Raw genomic sequence first — 17467 nt, forward strand, 5'->3', positions numbered from 1 at the left:
CCGGTGTCAGGGCACGAGCAACGTCTTGCCGAACACGGTGCGGGCCTCGATCGCCGCGTGCGCGTCGGCCGCCCGCTCGAGCGGGAACGTCTGGCCGATCACGGGGACGATGTGACCGGCGGCCGCCTCCGCCAGCGCCTCCTCGGTGAACCGGCGGAAGTCCGGTTCAGACAGCTGCACGTCGCCGATCCCGCGCAGCGTCACGCCGCGACGGGTGGCTTCCGCCGGTTCGATGGCGGCGAAGCGACCGATCGGCGTGCCGTGCGCGGAGAACCGGCCACCAGGAGCGGCCAGAGCGAACGCGGCCTCTCCGACCACCCCGCCGACGTTGTCGAGCACCACGTCGGCGCCCCGCCCGCCGAGCTCCGCCCGGGCCTTCCCGACCCAGTCGCGCTGCTCGGAGTCGATCACAGCGTCGGCTCCCAGCTCGCGGATGCGCGCGAGCTTGCGCTCGTCCCTCCCGACGGCGACGACCCGCGCTCCGCGCGCCGTCGCCAGTTGCACCGAGACTATTCCGAGCCCGCCGCTCGCACCGACCACCAGCACGGCGTCCCCGGCGGCGATCCGCGTGCCCTCGAACAGGGCGAGCGCCGTGATCCCGTCGTGCAGCACCGCCGCCGCCGCGTGCAGCCCGAGCCCGTCGGGCACCGGCACCAGTGCGCCTGCGGGCACGACCACCTGCTCCGCGTAGCCGCCGCTCCCGCCGGTGCGCGCCGCGACGGCGCGCCCGACCCAGCCTCCGTCCACCCCGTGGCCCACCGCCCGCACCCGTCCAGCCACGGCGTTGCCCGGCACGTACGGCGGGGTCACGTCGAAATGCGGCCCGCCGGCGCCCTGCCGGACCATCGTCTCGACCCACAGCACATCCGCGGCCTCGACGCCGACCACGACCTCGCCGGCCCCGGCCACCGGGTCCGGTACCTCTCGCGACGCCAACACCTCTGGCCCGCCGAACCGCTCCACGACTGCCACCCGCATGGCCCACACCCCCTCGTCACGTCCGTCGTGGGACCACTGAACCCCCGAACACTCCCCGAACCGGAGGAAACCCGTGCCCACTGATCAGCTGACCGTGCCTGAGCGGGCCGCCTTGCTGGCGCTGATGGCCGAGGCGCGCGAGCTGACGAACGCCGAGCTGCACGAGGTGGCCGGCTTCACGCTCACCGGCGTGCCCCGGCGCCGGCTCGTGGAGCGCAAACTGGTGACGTCGCGGAAGGTGGGCCGCACCTTCGCCCACGAGCTGACCGACGACGGCTGGGCGTGGTGCAAGGACGAGCTCGGCGCGGAGCCGCCGGCCCGGGCCGGTTCCCTCGGCGGCGCGCTCTACGCGCTGCTCGCCGGGCTCCGCAGGCACCTGGCCAGGGGCGGGCAGCTGTACGAGATCTTCCAGCCCGACGTCGAGCACCTGATCCGGAGCGCCTACGGCGAGCTGGTGGACGCGCCGGGGCACTGGGTCGGCCTCGCCGAGCTGCGGGAGCTGCTGACCGGCGTGTCCCGCAAAGACGTGGACGCCGAGCTGGAGCGCATGGCGAGCACCCCGGGTGTGCACGTGCGGGCGGCGTCCGATCAGAAGTCGCTCACCGACGCCGACCACTCCGCCGCGGTCCGTTTCGGCGGCGACGACCGGCACCTCTTGATGATCGAGGCCCGTTGACCGACGAGGAGCGGGTGGCGCTGGAGGCGGTCCAGTTCAACTCCGCCCTGACCCCCGAGGATGTCTGGAGTCCGGTCCGGCACCACGTCGAGGGCCTCCACACCAGCGTCGCGATGTCGCTGCTGCGCGACGTGGAGGCGGCCCGCAGGAGCGCAGGCGCCAGCCCGATCGGTGTCGCCCTGCAGGGCGAACGGGGCGTGGGGAAGACACACATGCTGCGCTGGGTGCGTCAGCACGTGCAGGCGCAGGACGGCTACTTCTTCCTGATCAAGCTGTTCGAAGGCACCGACTTCTGGCGCAGCGCGGTGCACGGCATCATCGACGGCTTCGAAGGCGGGCAGGTCGACCAGCTCGGTCCGTTCCTGCGCAGGCTCGCCGCGCGCGCAGACCTGTCGCCGCTGCAGCAGAGCCGGATCGCGGGCACGATCCCGGTCTCCCGCGCTGACCTCGACGACCTCGTCACCGGGTTGAGGCAGATCGACCGGCAGGTGTGGGCCGACTGCCAGAACACCCTGCGGGCGCTCGTGCTCTACCGCGCGATGCAGCCCGGCGTCCAGGAGATCGGGTACGACTACTTCAGCCTCGACGGCGACGTGGAGGACGTGGCGCGGGAGGAATGGGGCTTCCGGCCCGGGGCGAGGACGCGACAGCTCGTACTCCGCGACCTCTCCCGCCTCCTGGCGCTGACCGGCCCCACCGTGATCGCCGTCGACCAGATCGACGGGATGCTCAACCTGCGCTCGGCCGATACGGCGGATGCGGCCACCACCCGGAAGCAGAACGCGCTCGTCGCCGAGGTGGCGGACGGGCTCATGGAGCTGCGGGACGCGACCCGCCGGACCCTCACGGTCGTCGCCTGCCTTCCCGAGACCTGGGAGATGATCGCCACGAAGTCGGCGATCTCGGCCGCCGACCGCTTCCGGACCAGGTTGCTGCAGGGCGCGATGCCGGACGCCGCGGTGGCCGCCGCGATCGTCGGTCAGCATCTCGGGGGTCAGTATGCCGAGGTCGGGTACGTCCCGCCCTACGACACGTGGCCGGTGCTCCTGGCGGCCTTCGAGCTCCCGACCGCACGTAATCTCACGCCGCGGAAGCTGCTCCAGCGGGTCGACGTCCACGTCCGCGAATGCCTCGAGTCGGGTGAGCTGCGCGAGCTGGATGACCTCGCCGAACGGGCTGCACCGACCGACGAGTCCGGCAAGCGGGCCGACGACGCCGTGCTGCAGGAGATGGATGCGTGGTTCGCCCGGCTGCGGGCGGAGGCCGACGTGGCCGCTCCGCTGCACCAGGACACCGAGGACGAGCGGATGCCCGCGTTGCTGGCGGCCGGGCTGAGCGCCTACATCAACGAGCTCGGCGAGCGCGGGCAGATGCTCAGCGTCGACCAGGTGCGCGGCAAGAAGCCGCCGCTGCACGCCCGGCTGCGCCAGACCCTCGACGAGCGGACCGAGGACGAGGTCCACGTCGCGTTCCGGGCGATCGCCCACCGCAACGCCCGCGCGGTGCAGAGCCGGATCAGCTCGGCGCGCACCGAGTCCGGCCTGCGGGCGGGCGGGGACGAGCCCAGGCTCGTGCTGATCCGCAACGCGGGGTGGCCGACTGGCCCGGTGACGGCGCAGGCCGTCGCCGACGTGGAGGATCTCGGCGGGGTCTGCATCCCGATCAGCGAGGACGACCTGCGCACCTTGGCGGCGCTGGAGGTCATGCGGCGGCCGCAGCAGCCGGGGTTTCTCGAGTGGCTCGCCGTGCGCCGGCCTGCCGGGTCGACCGAGCTGTTCCGGCGCACGCTCCCTGGCGCCCCGGCGCCCACGCCTGCGGAACCGGTCACGGAACTGGCTGTGCCTCCCCAGGAGGCGGTCGCGGCGCAGCCGAGCCCGGTGCGCCGCCCCAGCCCGACGCCGCGGCCACGCGTGCCGACGGTGCCGTCCGTGCCGATCGGGCGTTCGGCAGCCACGGGGCAGGATGTGTACGTACCACTGGAGTCGCTGCGCAAGCACGCGGTCGTCTTCGCGGGGTCGGGGTCCGGGAAGACGGTGCTGCTGCGGCGCCTGGTCGAGGAATGCGCGCTGCACGGCGTCTCCGCGATCGTGCTGGACCCCAACAACGACCTGGCCCGGCTGGGCGACGCGTGGCCGGAGCCGCCGGGAGGCTGGCACGAAGGCGATGCGGGAAAGGCGTCCGACTACCTGGAGCACACCGAGGTGGTCGTGTGGACTCCAGGGCGGTCGAAAGGGCGGCCGCTGGCGTTCCAGCCGCTGCCCGACTTCGCCCCGGTCATCGCCGATGACGACGAGTTCCGGATCGCGATCGACACGGCAGTCACCAGCCTGATCCCCCGCGCCCACCTCACCGGGCGGAAGGTCGAGCACGGCAAGGCAGTGCTGCGGGAGGCGCTCAAGCGGTTCGCGCTCGACGGCGGCAGCCACCTCTCGGGGTTCGTCGGGCTGCTGGGCGACCTGCCCGACGGGGTGAGCGAGCTCCGCGACGGGACGAGGCTCGCCGCCGAGATGGCCGACGCGTTCAAGGTCGCCGGGATCAACGACCCGCTCTTCGGAGGGTCGGGGGAAGCCGTCGACCCGTCGGTCCTGCTCACGCCTCGCCCCGGGAAACGTGCTCGCATCTCGGTGATCAACTTCGTCGGGCTGCCCGCCGAGGAACAGCGGCAGAGCTTCGTCAACCAGCTCCAGATGGCGCTGTTCTCCTGGATCAAGGCGAACCCGGCAGGCGACCGGCCGCTCGGCGGGCTCTTCGTGATGGATGAGGCACAGACACTCGCCCCATCGAGGGGGACGACCGCCTGCACCGACAGCACGCTGTCGCTGGTCGCCCAGGCGCGGAAGTACGGGCTGGGGCTGGTGTTCGCCACCCAGGCGCCGCGGGGCCTGCACAACTACATCCCCGGCAACGCGGCCACCCAGTTCTTCGGCTACCTCAACTCCGGAGCGCAGATCAACGCCGCCACGGAGCTGGCCAGGGCGAAGGGTGGCCGGGTGGCCGAGATCTCGCGCCTCGAGTCGGGCCAGTTCTACCTGGCGAGCGAGGGGGTCGCGTTCGAGCGGGTGCAGATGCCCATGTGCCTGAGCCACCACCCGTCGAGCGCGCTCACCTCCGAGGAGGTGGTCAGGCGGGCGGCGGACGGCAGGAATTGACCCGCCCGCCGCCGGACGCTTAGTTCGGCGGCCCCGCCACTGCCGTGACATGCGCCTGCGGCAGGAGCACTTCCTGCCCCTCGTTCAGCCCCGACTTGACCTCGACGAACTGGTCGCCGACGACACCCGGTTCGAACGGCGTGGCCAGTGTGCCGCCCGAGGCCGGTGAGGTGACGACGCTGCGCCCGCCCTCGGTGCGTACGGCCGCGGAGGGGACGCGCAGCACTCCGTCGACGGACTCGACGGCAACCGAGGCCTCGGCGGTCTGCCCGTCGCGCAGGCGGGGGTCGCTCTCGTTCAGGACGATCGTGGCGTTGTAGTTCACGATGCCGGAGACCTCCTCGCCGCTCGGGGCGATGGCCAGCACCGACCCCGGCCGCGTCAGGCCGGCCACGGCGTCGACGGCCACTTCGACTGGCTGGCCAGGGGCGATCCGGGCGGCGTCGGACTCCTCGAAGGGCACCACGAGCTGGAACGACTCGACGCCGTTGAGCACGATGAAGGCGCCGCTCCCGGCGGCCGCTCCGCCTCCGGCACCTGCGGTCGCGCCCAGGTCGGAGATGCCGGGCAGGCCCGCGGTGCTCCCCGGGGCGAGGGCGGTGGCACCGGACGCGGCGCCGACGAACTCGCCGGTCACCCCGTTGACCGCCGAGACGACACCCGCGACCGGGGCCCGCAGTGCGGCGTCGTCCGCCTTGCGCTGGGCGATCGCCACCGCGGCCTGCGCGTCGCGGACGGCGGCGGCCTGCGCATCGATGTCGGCCGGCCGGTCGCTGCCAGCCGAGTCCAGCTCGTTCTGGGCGTTGACGATGCTCTGCTTCGCGTTCTCGATCGACAGTTGTCCGGAGGCGGCGTCGACCCTCTCCCGCTCCTGGGCCGCGTCGAGCGAGGTCTGGGACGACACGACGGCACGCTTGGCGTCCTGCACCGCCGCCTTGTCGGTCTCGATCCGGTCGCAGGCCGGGTTGGTTGGTTCGGGTGGCGTGCTGGTGGTGGCGGGCTGGGTGCTCGACGACGAGGACTCCGACGAGTTCTCGTCGGAGTCACAGTCGGCGCGGTCCTCACGCAGCTTGCGCTCCGCGCGATCGAGCGCCGACTTGTCGAAGTCGAGTTGGACCCGGGCTCGGTCCGTGGCGGACTTGTTCGAGTCGTTCGTCGCGGAGACCTGCTTCTGGGTGGCGTCGAGGATCTTCTTCGCCTGGTCGAGGTCGGCCTGCGCGGCCGCCACCGAGTTGCCGTTGCGGATCTTGGTCAGCGAGGCCTGCTGCTGGGCGAGCTGGGCCTGGCTCTGCTTGAGCTCCTGCGTCAGCTCGAAGTCGTCGAGCCGGGCGAGCACCTGTCCCGCCTCGACCTGGTCACCGACCTTGACGAGCACCTCTTCGAGCCGCCCGCCCTGGGGGAACCCGAGGTTCTGCTCGGTGATCGACGCGAGCTTGCCCGACGCGGACACGCTGGTGGCGACGATCCCGCGGTCCACCCGGACGGTCGGCGGGGGCGCGGGAGTGGCGGTACAGGCGGCTGTGGCGAACAGCGCCACCAGCCCTACCAGAAGCGTTCCCTGGTGGCGTCGCCCCGTCACCTTGGTCATGCGAAATCCGCCTTCATTGGTATCGGAGGGCCTCGATGGGGCGCAGCCGGGCGGCACGGTTCGCCGGGTAGCCCCCGGCGACGAGGCCGATCAGCAGGCTGATCGAGAACGAGAGCACAACCGAGCCGACCGACACCGACGGCGGTGGGAACCCGGGGACGAACTGCGGTAGCAGAGCGGCGGCCGTGGTCGAGAGTCCGACGCCGATCAGGATCCCCATCAGCCCGCCGAGGCCCGCGAGCAGCATGGCTTCCAGCAGGAACTGTTGGAGGATTGCGCGGCGGCGGGCGCCGATCGCCTTGCGGATGCCGATCTCCCGCGTCCGCTCGGTGACTGTGACGAGCATGATGTTCGCGACGCCGATGCCGCCGACCACGAGCGAGATACCGGCCACTGCGCTGGTGAACAGCGTGAGGAACGACAGGAACTGGGTGGACTGGTCCAGCAGGTTCTGCAGGGCCTGTGCGTTGAAGTCGCGGTCGGCCGGGTCGTCGATGTCGTGCCGGTCGGAAAGGATCGTCGTGACCTGGGCCAGCGCGGCAGGCACGGCGGCCACTGTGGTGGCCCTGACGACGATGGTGCTCACGTCGTCGCCGCCGCCGAGCAGATAACTGCGGGCCGCGCCGAGCGGCATGATCGCCACGTCGTCCTGCTGGCCGTCCGAGGCCACAACCCCGATCACGCGGAAGGACGTCCGGCCGATGCGAAGCTCCTGGCCCAGCGCAGCGACCGCGTCCCCGGCGAACAGTTCTGCCACGGGGTTCGGGCCGAGCACGACGACCTTGGCGTTGCTGCGCTCCTGCGCCTCGTCGAAGGACCGCCCGACGAGCAGCTCCCTGTCGGTGACCTCGAGGTAGCCGGCGGTGGAGCCGGTGATTGCGGCGCGGTACTGCTCGCCATCGTCGGTCTGCAGCAACGCAGTGCCGCCGACTACCGGGGTGACCGATGCGACGTCGGGGGCCGAGGTCCGGTCGTCCAACGCTTCCGCGTCGGCGTCGGTGAGGGGCCTCGCGGTGGTGGCTCCCTGGTCCGGGGTCACGGTGATCTGGGTGGCGAGCGAGCCGAACACGTCGTTGAAGCCACTCTGGATCCCGTTGCCCAGCGCTACGAGCACGATCACGGCCGCCACCCCGATGACGATGCCGAGCGTCGTCAGCAAGGAACGGAGGCGGTTCGCGCGCAACCCGCTCAGCGCGATCCGCGCCGACTCGAGGATGTTCACCCGGAGACCCCGACCCGCTCCTGCCGTACGTCGCTGACGATGCGGCCGTCGCGGAGCCGGACCACCCGCTTCGCGAAGGCGGCCACCTCGTCCTCGTGGGTGATCAGCAGGACTGTCCGGCCGGCGTCGTTCAGCTCCACCAGCAAACGCATGATCTCGACGGTCGAGACGGAGTCGAGGTTCCCCGTCGGCTCGTCGGCGAGGATCATCGTCGGCTCTGTCACGAGCGCGCGGGCGATCGCGACCCGCTGCTGCTGTCCGCCCGACAGCTCGTTGGGCATGTGCCGGATGCGCTCGCCGAGCCCGACCCGTTCCAGGGCAGCGCGCGCCCGGGTGCGGCGGGCCCTGCCGCCCACGCCGGCGTAGATCAGCGGCAGCTCGACGTTGCGGGCCGCGCTCGTGCGCGGGATCAGGTTGAAGGACTGGAAGACGAAGCCGATGCGGGTGTTGCGGATGTCGGCGAGCCGGTTGTCCCGCAGTCTGCCCACGTCGATGCCGTCGAGCCGGTAGCGGCCCTCGCTCGGCACGTCGAGACAGCCGAGGATGTTCATCATCGTGCTCTTGCCGGACCCGGACGGCCCCATGATCGCGACGAGGTCACCGTCGGCGATGGTGAGGTTGACCGAGTCCAGCGCACGCAGTTCGACCGCACCGGTCTTGTAGATCTTGCTGACGCCGTCGAGCTCGATCATCGTCCCCCCGTGGCGCCGAACCTTCCCCCGAAGGCCGGCGTGCCCGATCTGACGGCTACGAACGGTTGATGTCAGCAGCCGCTTAGGTGACGCTATCGCGCCAAATGTTCCCCCGATCGAGTGGGGCTGGGTTGTTTGATCTGCGGCGGGAAATGTGCAGATCAGACGGCGGTTGCGCGGTTCTCTCGTGGAACCGGAGGCGCAGCGGCGGCCACGAGCGCGTCCAGTGAGAGGTCCAGCGCGCCCGCCAGCGCGGACACGGTGAAGAACGCGGGGGTGGGGATGCGCCCCGTCTCGATCTTGCGCAGCGTCTCGGCGGAGATCCCGGCCGCGGCCGCCACCTCCACGAGGCTGCGTTCGGCCCGCGCCTCGCGCAGCATCGCACCGAGGCGCTCGCCGCGTTCGCGGTCGGCGGGGGTCAGGGGGACGCGCACCATGGACCCAATACTAATACCGGTATAGTTATCGACATGATCGAGCTGAAGACCTCGACCGAGCTGGACGCGGTGGCGGCGGCCGGGACGATCGTGGCGGACGTGCTCGGCGCCGTGCGCGCACACGCCGCCCCCGGCGTCACCACCGCGGAGCTGGACGCGCTCGCCGCCGACCTGATCGCCGCGACGGGGGCGCGTCCGAGCTTCCTCGACTACCACCCGGACTGGGCACCGATGCCGTACCCCGCGGTGCTCTGCACGAGCGTGAACGACGCGGTGGTGCACGGCATCCCCGGCCAGGAGCGGCTCCGCTCCGGTGACCTGCTCAGCGTCGACCTGGCCGTGCACCTCGACGGCTGGTGCGCGGACGCCGCTTTCAGCACCGTCGTCGGCCGGGCCGAACCCGAGGACGTGGCGCTCGTCGAGACCACCGAGCGGGCGCTCGCCGCGGGCATCGCCGCCGCCGTGCCGGGAGCGAAGATGGGCGACGTCGCACACGCGATCGGGGCGGTGGCACGGGCGGCCGGGTACGGGTTGCTGGCAGACCACGGCGGACACGGGGTGGGTCGATCGATGCACGAGTCGCCGAGCGTGCCCAACGAGGGGCGGCCGGGCCGCGGACTGACGCTGCGGCCGGGGCTGGTGCTCGCGCTCGAGCCGATGCTCATCGTCGGCGGCCGGGACGGTTACGTTCACGGCCGCGACGGCTGGACGATCCGCACGGCCGACGGCAGCCGTGCGGCGCACGCCGAGCACACGATCACGATCAGCGAGGACGGCACGCGGGTTGTGACGGACGGCCGCCCGACGTCGTGACCGTTCGATGCGGTGTAGTCGGCGAGGAACCCCGACTCGCGCGCACCCAGACCCCGACTCGCGCGCACCCAGACCCCGACTCGCGGGCGAACATCCAAGAACCCCGCGAGTCGGGGCGTGAGTGCACGCGAGTCGGGGCGTGAATGCGGGTGAGTCGGGGTGCGTCAGCCGACGGACGCCAGGTCTGACGGCTCCTCGTCTGACGGGGCGGGGTCGGTGACAGCGGAAGAGGCGTCCTTCTCGCCGTCCAGTAGCGGGCACGCGAGCCTGGCCTCCGGGATGCCGAAGGCGTCCACGAGTGTCCTGGCGTGCGGGCGCAGTTCCCCGCACAGCGTGTTCACGGCCTGTGTGACGGCCTTGGCTCGGCCGGCCGTGAGGTACCCGTGCTCGACGAAGAACGCGCGGTCGCCTTCGATCACCGAGAGTGCGTGGAGGGTGCGAACCACCTCCAGCAGCGCCCGCACCTCCGTGTCCTCGACCTGTTCGACCGCGGCGGCGAAGGCGTCGAACACGATCCGGTCGACGTAAGCCCGCGCGGCGACGATCAGGTGGTCCTGGGTGCCGTTGAAGATCCCGAACTGGTCGGCGCCCGGGGCGAGTGCCTTGCGCATCCGCTGCGCGGCGCCTGCGAGCAGGTGCTCCTCGCGCCCGACGAGCAGGCGGCGCTGGTGCGCCCGGTCGCGCAGGTCACCCCGGTTGAGCACAGCCCGCACCCCGGTGCGTTCGGCCACCATCCCGCCAAGGAGGTCGGCGGCGAACCGGGCCTTGCCCACCACGTCGAGCTTCGCGACACGGCGGCCGTAGTCGGAGAGGATCGTCTTCGCCACGAGCTGCAGCAGCACCGTGTTGTCGCCCTCGAATGTGGTGAACACGTCGGTATCGGCCTTGAGCTGGGGGAGCAGGTTCGCGGTGAGGTAGCCGGCGCCGCCGCACGCCTCGCGGCACGTCTGGATCGCCGCGGTGGCGTGCCAGGTCGCGACCGCCTTGATGCCCGCGGCCCGCGTCTCGAGGTCGCGCTGTGCAGCCTCCGGCGCGTCGGCGCCGGGGGCCTGGAGGTCGTGCATGTCGGCCACAAGCTCGGCCTGTGCGAAGTGCAATGCATACGTCGTGGCGAGGGCGGGGAGGAGCTTGCGCTGGTGGACCAGGTAGTCGAGCACCACCACCTCCTCGCCCGTGGCCGGTTCGGCGAACTGCCGCCGGGTGGCGCCGTAGCGGATCGCAAGCGCGAGCGCCTTCTCGGTGGCCGTCACCGCGCCGCCCGCCACGCTGATCCGGCCGCGCACGAGCGTGCCGAGCATGGTGAAGAAGCGCCGGGTCTCGTTCGCGATCGGGCTGGAGTACGTACCGTCCTCGCTGACGTCGCCGAAGCGGTTGAGCAGGGCGTCCCGGGGCACGCGCACGTGGTCGAAGACCAGCCTGCCGTTGTCGACGCCGTTCAGGCCCGCTTTGCGCCCGCAGTCGCCGATGGTCACGCCGGGCATCGGCTGCCCGTCCTCGTCGCGGATCGGGACGAGCAGCGCGTGCACACCATGGGTTTCCCCGCCCGTGATCAGCTGGGCGAAGGCGACGGCCATCCGCCCGTCGCGGGCGGCGTTGCCGATGTAGTCCTTGCGCGCCCCCGCGTCGGGCGTGTGGATCTCGAACTCCTGCGTTGCGGGGTCGTAGGTGGCGGTGGTGCGCAGGTGCTGTACGTCCGAGCCGTGGCCGGTCTCGGTCATGGCGAAGCAGCCGAGCAGCTCGCCGTTCATGATCGCCCGCAGGTACTCGTCGTGATGCCGAGAAGTGCCGAGCACCTGCACCGCGCCGCCGAAGAGCCCCCACTGCACCCCGGCCTTGACCAGTAGCGACAGGTCCCCGTAGCCCAGCATCGCGAACGCCGTGACCACGCCCCCGACGTCACCTCCGCCGCCGTAGGCGGGGTCGAAGCCCTGCTGCGGGCGGCCACTCTCGGCGAGCCCCCGCAGGTTCTCGGTCGTGAGGGCGCGGTACTCCTCTGTGGACAGGTCCGGGTCGGGATCGAGCGACAGCTGCCCCATCTGCGCCCGCACGTCGTCGCGCGTGGCGGCCCACCGGCCGTCGAGGGCGCGCTGGAGAGCAGGGGTATTGACTGTCATGACGATGACGCCTCCTTGCGGACCACGACTCCGGAGAGCCCTGCCCAGGCCAGGTCGGTGAGGTAGGCGGCCAGCTCGTCCCGGCTCATGTCCCCGGGATGGGCCAGCCAGTTGTCGGCCGCGGCTCGGACCATTCCGACGACGCCGTGGCCCCAGGGACTGGCCGCGGACGTGTCGGCGCCGGTGCTAGTCAGCTGTTCGGTGATCACGGCCGCCGCCTCGTCGCCGATCAGGGAGACGAGGTCGGCGACGGGATCAGCGGTCAGCGCCCGGTCGACGAGCGGGCGATGCACCACGAACCGGTAGACCTCGGGGTCGTGCTCGATGAGTCGCAGGTAGGCGGCGATGGCGGCCGAGGCCTTGGCGTGCGGGCCGACTGCGCGGTCCATCGCCGTGCGCACCTGTGCAACCAGCACCTCGGCCACGCGCGCGCACACGGCGACGTACAGCTCGGTGCGGTCGGCGAAGTGGCGGTAGACGGCAGTCTTGCTCGTGCGGGCCTGCCCGGCCACGTCGTCCATGCCGACTCCGGCACCGTGGGTGCGGATGGCGGCGATCGCGGCGTCGGTCAGCTCGGCACGGCGGTTCTGCCGGTGGGCGTCCCACCGGCTCGCGCGCCGATCTCCCACGAGCTTCACCGGGCCGTTCATGAAACCGACAGTACCGTGTACTTTGAGTACCAGCTACTCGTGGGTAAGGAGACGCTATGCCGGACACTCGGAGGAAGGCCGCCGTCATCGGTGGCAATCGAATCCCGTTCGCGCGCGCGAACGGCGCCTACGCCCGCGCGTCCAATCTGGACATGCTCACCGCCACCCTGGACGGCCTCGCGGCCCGCTTCGGGCTGGCCGGTGAGCGGCTCGGCGAGGTGGCAGGCGGCGCGGTGCTCAAGCACAGCCGCGACCGCGACCTCACCCGCGAGGCCGTGCTCGGCAGCACGCTCTCGCCCTACACCCCCGCCTACGACGTCCAGCAGGCGTGCGGCACCGGCCTGGAGACGGCGATCCTGGTCGCGAACAAGATCGCCCTCGGTCAGATCGAGAGTGGGATCGCGGCAGGCGTCGACACCGCGAGCGACGCGCCCGTCGCCCTCAACGACGACCTGCGCCGCGTGCTCATGGAGCTCAATGGCGCGAGGACGCTCGGCGCCCGCCTGAGGGCCCTGCGCGGACTCCGGCCGGGGCAGATCGTGCCCGAGATCCCCCGCAACGCCGAGCCGCGCACCGGGCTCTCCATGGGCGAGCATGCCGCTCTGACCGCGGTGGAGTGGCAGATCGGGCGCGAGGAGCAGGACGAGCTGACGGTCGCGAGCCACCGCAACCTCGCCGCCGCCTACGAGCGGGGGTTCTTCGACGACCTGGTCACCCCGTTCCTCGGGCTGACCCGCGACCAGAACCTCCGCCCGGACTCGTCCGTGGAGAAGCTCGCGAAGCTCAAGCCGGTGTTCGGCAAGGGCCCGAACAACGGCAGCGCAGCCGCCACGATGACGGCGGGCAACTCGACGCCGCTCACCGATGGCGCCTCCGCGGTGCTGCTCGGCTCGGACGAGTGGGCCGCCGAGCACCGCCTCCCGGTGCTCGCCCATGTCGTCGACGCCGAGACCGCGGCGGTCGACTTCGTGCACGGCACGGACGGACTGCTCACCGCGCCCGTCTATGCGGTGCCGCGGCTGCTGGAGCGCAACGGGCTCACGCTGCAGGACTTCGACTTCTACGAGCTCCACGAGGCGTTCGCGTCGACCGTGCTCGCGACCCTCAAGGCCTGGGAGGACCCGGGCTTCGCGAAGGAGCGGCTCGGGCTCGACGCCCCGCTCGGCTCGATCGACAGGGCCAAGCTCAACGTCGCAGGCTCGTCGCTCGCCACCGGGCACCCGTTCGCGGCCACCGGCGGCCGGATCGTGGCGACGCTGGCGAAGCTGCTCCACGAGAAGGGGTCCGGCCGGGGGCTGATCTCGATCTGTGCCGCAGGCGGGCAGGGAGTCGTCGCGATCCTGGAGGCAGCTTCCTGATGTCGAACGACACCTTTCGCGACCTCTCGCAGAACCCGCTCGTCCAGCGCCTCGGCGTCCCCCGCATCCCGGTGCTGCGCCGGTACTCGCCCGGGCAACCGCTGCTCGACGGTCCGGCGCTGGTCTCGGCGGTCGGCGCAGGGCGGAACGCGGAGCAGATCCGCGCGCTCCTGAAGGACGCAGGCGTTGCCGACGCGGGCGCCGAGGGCAAGGTCGCCGCCGCTGTGCTCGACGCCACCGGCGCGCGGACGCTCGACGACCTCGCCGCCGCACGCGAGTTCCTCACGCCTGCCGTGCGCAGGCTGGCGCCGTCCGGGCGGCTCCTGCTGCTCGGGCCCGAGCCCGACCCGGCCGACGTCGAGGCGTCGGCCGTGGCGCAGGCGTTCGAGGGGATCGTCCGGTCCGCGGGGAAGGAGGTGCGAGCGGGTGCGACCGCGAACCTGCTGGTGGTGCACCCCGACGCGCCGCCTGCCGCGGCGGACTCGGCGGTGCGGTTCTTCCTCTCCGCGCGCTCGGCATACGTGGACGGGCAGGTCGTGCGCATCGGCGTCCCGGTCGGCCAGGCGCAGGATCCGATCGGGATGGACAGCTCGGCGGAGGTGGACAGGCCGCTGGCCGGTCGGGTGGCCGTGGTGACGGGTGCCGCCCGCGGCATCGGCGCCGCGATAGCCGACACCCTCGCCCGGGACGGAGCCATCGTCGTCGCCGTGGACGTCCCCGCGGCGGGCGAGGCGCTCGCGCGCGTCGCGAACCGCACGGGCGGCACCGCACTCCAACTCGACATCACCGCGCCCGACGCCGCCGAGCGGTTGCTCGCGCACCTGCGGGAGCGCCACGGACGCGTCGACGTCGTGGTGCACAACGCCGGGATCACCCGCGACAAGCTCCTCGCCAACATGGACGCCGACCGGTGGAACGCCGTGCTGGCCGTCAACCTGCGCGCGCAGCTCGCGATCAACGACGCGCTGCTCGCGTCCGACGTGCTGAGCGACACCGGCCGGATCGTATGCATCTCCTCGACGAGCGGCATTGCCGGCAACCGCGGCCAGGCGAACTACGCGGCGAGCAAGGCGGGTGTGATCGGGATGGTCCGCGCGCTCGCGCCGCGGCTCGCGGAGCGCGGCGCCACGATCAACGCGATCGCACCCGGGTTCATCGAGACCGAGATGACCGGGAAGATGCCGCTCGGCACCCGCGAGGCGGGCCGCCGGATCAACAGCCTGCGCCAGGGCGGACTGCCGGTCGACGTCGCCGAGACGGTCGGCTGGCTGGGCCAGGCCGAGAGCGGCGGCGTGACGGGGCAGGTTGTGCGCGTGTGCGGTCAGAGCCTGCTGGGTGCCTGATGCCGACGGTCCTGAAGAGCGCACCGCGGCTCGGGCCGCTGTACCTGAAGGCCGCGCTCGGGGCGATCGGGCCGCGCGGGCGCGAGCTGCCCGCCACCGAGCTCATGCGCGAGGACGTGGCCGTCGACCTGGCGCACCTGGCCGGGTACGCGCATGTGTGCGGGTTCGCCGTGGCCGACGCGCTCCCGGCGACCTACCCGCACGTGCTCGCGTTCCCGCTGCAGGTGGCGCTCATGGCCGGCCGGGACTTCCCGCTGCCGCTGCCGGGCCTCGTGCACGTGCGCAACACGATCACCGTGCATCGCCGGATCGACGCGGCCGAGCGCCTCACGGTGCGCGTGCACGCCGAAGGGCTCACCGCACACCCGAAGGGCGCGCAGGTCGACCTGGTCGCCCGCATCGCCGCCGGGGACGAGCCGGTCTGGGAGGGCCGGAGCACGTACCTGGCCCGCGGGGCGAGCGCTCCGGACGCCGGGCAGCCGCGTCCGGCGGAGCCGACCGGGGTCGGGGACGGGCCGCTCACCGCCACCTGGCACGTCGGATCGGACACCGGGCGCCGGTACGCGCGGGTGAGCGGCGACGTCAACCCGATCCACCTCCACCCGCTGACCGCGAAGGCGTTCGGGTTCCCCCGCGCGATCGCGCACGGCATGTGGACGGCCGCGCACGCACTGGCCGCGCTGCAGGGCAGGCTCCCCGACGCGCTGACCTACGACGTGGCATTCGGGAAGCCGCTGCTGCTCCCGTCGACGGTCGAGCTGCGCACCCGATCCACAGGCGGCGGATGGGATGTGGATATCCGCTCGAAGCGAGGCACCCACCTAAGGGGAACGACCCGCTGACGAGTAGACGAACGACGGCGGCCGTCTGGGGGCGGTGGTTGCGGCGCACGGCCTAGGCTTCCGCCGTATGGCGCGCTCCCGGCGGTGGGTCATCGACTGGCCGGCCCGTGCCGCGCTCGCGGTTGTGATGGTGGTGGCGAACCTCGCGGGCTCCGGTGTCGTGCTCGTGCTGACCGTGTGGGTGCTGCCGGAGGGGCCGCTACCCGATCCGGCCGGTGTACGTGCGCTGAACCTCGCGGTGTTCGGCGGCTACCTGCTGCTGGCGATCCCGGTCGGTCTCGTCTGGGGCAGTCGCCGGTTCCGGCTGCGGACGGGCGGGGCGGAAGCCGAGCAGCAGCGCGAGCGCCGCATGGTGCTCTACGGGCCGCTGCGGCTGGTGGCGGTGCAGGGTGTGCTGTGGGTGGTGGCCGTTGTGGTCTTCGTCCTGCTGAACGTCCGCATCTCGTCGCTGCGGCTTGCGACGTCGATCGGCGAGACGATCCTGGTCGGCGGCATCACCACGTGCGCGCTGTCCTACCTGCTCAGCGAGCGCATTCTGCGCCGCACAGCGGCCAGGGTCCTCGGGGCGCGCCCGCCGAGCAGGCGAGTGCTGCCCGGGATGGTGGTGCGCTCGCTGCTCTTCTGGGCGCTCGGCACGGGTGTGCCGGTTGTCGGGCTGATGCTCGCGGCCGTCTCCGTGCTCGTCTACGGCGACGTGCCCGCCGAGCGGCTCGCGGTGATCGTCCTGGCGATCGGCGGCACTGCGCTCATCGCGGGGCTCCTCGTGACCGTGGGGGCCGCCCGCGCCGTTGCCGACCCCGTGAACGCCGTGCGGCGCGCGATGGGGCGGGTGGAGCGCGGTGATCTGGACGCCGGCGTCAGCGTGTACGACGGGACGGAGCTGGGTCAGCTTCAGGCCGGCTTCAACACGATGGTGACGGGGCTGCAGGAGCGCGAACGCATCCACGACCTGTTCGGGCGCCACGTCGGGCGGGACGTCGCCAAGGCCGCCGCCGCTGCGGACGAGGTGCGGCTGGGCGGCGAGGTGCGGCAGGTGGCGGTGCTCTTCGTCGATCTCGTCGGTTCGACAGCATTGGCGTCGGAGCGCCCACCTGAGGAGGTCGTCGGCCTGCTGAACCGCTTCTTCGCCGTGGTGGTCGAGGTGATCGAGGAGCACGGCGGCTGGATCAACAAGTTCGAGGGTGACGCCGCGCTGGCGGTCTTCGGGGCTCCCGTTGCCAGCGAGGATCCCGCCGGGTCCGCCCTTGCCGCGGGCCGGGAACTGGCCGCGCGGCTCGCCGCCGAGCTGCCGGAGGTCACGGTCGGCATCGGCATCTCCGCCGGCGCTGCCGTCGCGGGCAACGTCGGCGACGTACGCCGCTACGAGTACACCGTGATCGGCGACCCGGTGAACGAGGCCGCCCGCCTGACGGAGCTGGCCAAGACCGTGCCCGGCGGGGTGCTGGCCGCGGGACGGGCCGTCGAGCTCGCGGGCGCGGAGGAAGCTGCGCACTGGGAGCTTGGCGAGAGCACCGAGCTGCGCGGGCGCGGCGAACCGACCCGGCTCGCGACCCCGGTCACGCCGTCACGAGCGGTCAGCGCGGGTTCGCCGCCGTGAGCGGACTG

At 72.3% G+C, this 17467-nt stretch carries 14 protein-coding genes; 7 read left to right on the forward strand and 7 right to left on the reverse strand.

Features of this window, described 5'->3' with window-relative positions; translation table 11 throughout:
• Nucleotides 1–6: 6 nt before the first annotated feature.
• The gene (locus ABD143_RS07205; RefSeq protein WP_343972995.1) at nt 7–978 is read right to left on the reverse strand and encodes a zinc-binding dehydrogenase; all 972 of its coding nucleotides are present in this window, start codon (nt 976–978) and stop codon (nt 7–9) included.
• Nucleotides 979–1051: 73 nt separating this feature from the next.
• Here ABD143_RS07205 and ABD143_RS07210 point away from each other — a divergent pair, with 73 nt between their 5' ends.
• The gene (locus ABD143_RS07210) at nt 1052–1654 is read left to right on the forward strand and encodes a hypothetical protein (protein ID WP_343972998.1); all 603 of its coding nucleotides are present in this window, start codon (nt 1052–1054) and stop codon (nt 1652–1654) included.
• Nucleotides 1651–4803 carry a helicase HerA domain-containing protein gene (locus tag ABD143_RS07215; protein ID WP_343973001.1) on the forward strand — a complete coding sequence of 1051 codons (3153 nt, stop codon included), beginning with the start codon at nt 1651–1653 and terminating at the stop codon, nt 4801–4803. The genes ABD143_RS07210 and ABD143_RS07215 overlap by 4 nt, the downstream gene beginning before the upstream one ends.
• A 19-nt stretch (nt 4804–4822) precedes the next feature.
• On the opposite strand, the gene ABD143_RS07220 is transcribed toward ABD143_RS07215, so the two are convergent.
• The 4 genes from ABD143_RS07220 to ABD143_RS07235 all read right to left on the reverse strand — a co-directional run bounded on the left by ABD143_RS07220 (nt 4823) and on the right by ABD143_RS07235 (nt 8742).
• The gene (locus ABD143_RS07220; RefSeq protein ID WP_343973003.1) at nt 4823–6391 is read right to left on the reverse strand and encodes an efflux RND transporter periplasmic adaptor subunit; all 1569 of its coding nucleotides are present in this window, start codon (nt 6389–6391) and stop codon (nt 4823–4825) included.
• Nucleotides 6392–6404: 13 nt separating this feature from the next.
• The gene (locus tag ABD143_RS07225; protein WP_343973006.1) at nt 6405–7613 is read right to left on the reverse strand and encodes an ABC transporter permease; all 1209 of its coding nucleotides are present in this window, start codon (nt 7611–7613) and stop codon (nt 6405–6407) included.
• The gene (locus ABD143_RS07230) at nt 7610–8305 is read right to left on the reverse strand and encodes an ABC transporter ATP-binding protein (protein ID WP_343973009.1); all 696 of its coding nucleotides are present in this window, start codon (nt 8303–8305) and stop codon (nt 7610–7612) included. Before ABD143_RS07230 ends, ABD143_RS07225 begins: the two co-directional genes overlap by 4 nt.
• A 161-nt stretch (nt 8306–8466) precedes the next feature.
• The gene (locus tag ABD143_RS07235; RefSeq protein ID WP_343973012.1) at nt 8467–8742 is read right to left on the reverse strand and encodes a helix-turn-helix domain-containing protein; all 276 of its coding nucleotides are present in this window, start codon (nt 8740–8742) and stop codon (nt 8467–8469) included.
• Nucleotides 8743–8775: 33 nt separating this feature from the next.
• On the opposite strand from ABD143_RS07235, the gene map reads away from it, so the two are divergent.
• Complete coding sequence (map, locus tag ABD143_RS07240; protein WP_343973015.1) at nt 8776–9555, forward strand: type I methionyl aminopeptidase; 780 nt, start codon at nt 8776–8778, stop codon at nt 9553–9555.
• Between the two features lie 164 nt (nt 9556–9719).
• Here the strand turns inward: map and ABD143_RS07245 are convergent, their stop codons facing one another.
• Together ABD143_RS07245 and ABD143_RS07250 are read right to left on the reverse strand one after the other, a co-directional pair.
• On the reverse strand, nt 9720–11669 hold the full coding sequence (locus ABD143_RS07245; protein ID WP_343973018.1) for an acyl-CoA dehydrogenase family protein: 1950 nt from the start codon (nt 11667–11669) through the stop codon (nt 9720–9722).
• Nucleotides 11666–12319, reverse strand: a complete 654-nt coding sequence (locus ABD143_RS07250) for a TetR family transcriptional regulator (protein ID WP_343973021.1) — start codon at nt 12317–12319, stop codon at nt 11666–11668. The genes ABD143_RS07245 and ABD143_RS07250 overlap by 4 nt, the downstream gene beginning before the upstream one ends.
• 56 nt (nt 12320–12375) lie before the next feature.
• Here ABD143_RS07250 and ABD143_RS07255 point away from each other — a divergent pair, with 56 nt between their 5' ends.
• From ABD143_RS07255 to ABD143_RS07270, 4 genes are all read left to right on the forward strand, one after another.
• On the forward strand, nt 12376–13677 hold the full coding sequence (locus ABD143_RS07255; protein ID WP_343973024.1) for an acetyl-CoA C-acetyltransferase: 1302 nt from the start codon (nt 12376–12378) through the stop codon (nt 13675–13677).
• On the forward strand, nt 13677–15020 hold the full coding sequence (locus ABD143_RS07260; protein ID WP_343973026.1) for a 3-oxoacyl-ACP reductase: 1344 nt from the start codon (nt 13677–13679) through the stop codon (nt 15018–15020). The genes ABD143_RS07255 and ABD143_RS07260 overlap by 1 nt, the downstream gene beginning before the upstream one ends.
• The gene (locus ABD143_RS07265) at nt 15020–15862 is read left to right on the forward strand and encodes a MaoC/PaaZ C-terminal domain-containing protein (RefSeq protein WP_343973029.1); all 843 of its coding nucleotides are present in this window, start codon (nt 15020–15022) and stop codon (nt 15860–15862) included. The genes ABD143_RS07260 and ABD143_RS07265 overlap by 1 nt, the downstream gene beginning before the upstream one ends.
• Nucleotides 15863–15929: 67 nt before the next feature.
• On the forward strand, nt 15930–17459 hold the full coding sequence (locus ABD143_RS07270) for an adenylate/guanylate cyclase domain-containing protein (protein WP_343973032.1): 1530 nt from the start codon (nt 15930–15932) through the stop codon (nt 17457–17459).
• Nucleotides 17460–17467: the final 8 nt, after the last annotated feature.

This window comes from Pseudonocardia aurantiaca, assembly GCF_039526725.1.
Lineage (GTDB): Bacteria > Actinomycetota > Actinomycetes > Mycobacteriales > Pseudonocardiaceae > Pseudonocardia > Pseudonocardia aurantiaca.

What these genes read in the sequence shown, in the direction of transcription:
- ABD143_RS07205 (WP_343972995.1), bottom strand. Translation starts at nt 978, where the DNA reads ATGCGGGTGGCAGTCGTGGAGCGGTTCGGCGGGCCAGAGGTGTTGGCG.
- ABD143_RS07220 (WP_343973003.1), bottom strand. Translation starts at nt 6,391, where the DNA reads ATGACCAAGGTGACGGGGCGACGCCACCAGGGAACGCTTCTGGTAGGG.
- ABD143_RS07230 (WP_343973009.1), bottom strand. Translation starts at nt 8,305, where the DNA reads ATGATCGAGCTCGACGGCGTCAGCAAGATCTACAAGACCGGTGCGGTC.
- ABD143_RS07235 (WP_343973012.1), bottom strand. Translation starts at nt 8,742, where the DNA reads ATGGTGCGCGTCCCCCTGACCCCCGCCGACCGCGAACGCGGCGAGCGC.
- map (WP_343973015.1), top strand. Translation starts at nt 8,776, where the DNA reads ATGATCGAGCTGAAGACCTCGACCGAGCTGGACGCGGTGGCGGCGGCC.
- ABD143_RS07245 (WP_343973018.1), bottom strand. Translation starts at nt 11,669, where the DNA reads ATGACAGTCAATACCCCTGCTCTCCAGCGCGCCCTCGACGGCCGGTGG.
- ABD143_RS07250 (WP_343973021.1), bottom strand. Translation starts at nt 12,319, where the DNA reads ATGAACGGCCCGGTGAAGCTCGTGGGAGATCGGCGCGCGAGCCGGTGG.
- ABD143_RS07255 (WP_343973024.1), top strand. Translation starts at nt 12,376, where the DNA reads ATGCCGGACACTCGGAGGAAGGCCGCCGTCATCGGTGGCAATCGAATC.
- ABD143_RS07260 (WP_343973026.1), top strand. Translation starts at nt 13,677, where the DNA reads ATGTCGAACGACACCTTTCGCGACCTCTCGCAGAACCCGCTCGTCCAG.
- ABD143_RS07265 (WP_343973029.1), top strand. Translation starts at nt 15,020, where the DNA reads ATGCCGACGGTCCTGAAGAGCGCACCGCGGCTCGGGCCGCTGTACCTG.
- ABD143_RS07270 (WP_343973032.1), top strand. Translation starts at nt 15,930, where the DNA reads ATGGCGCGCTCCCGGCGGTGGGTCATCGACTGGCCGGCCCGTGCCGCG.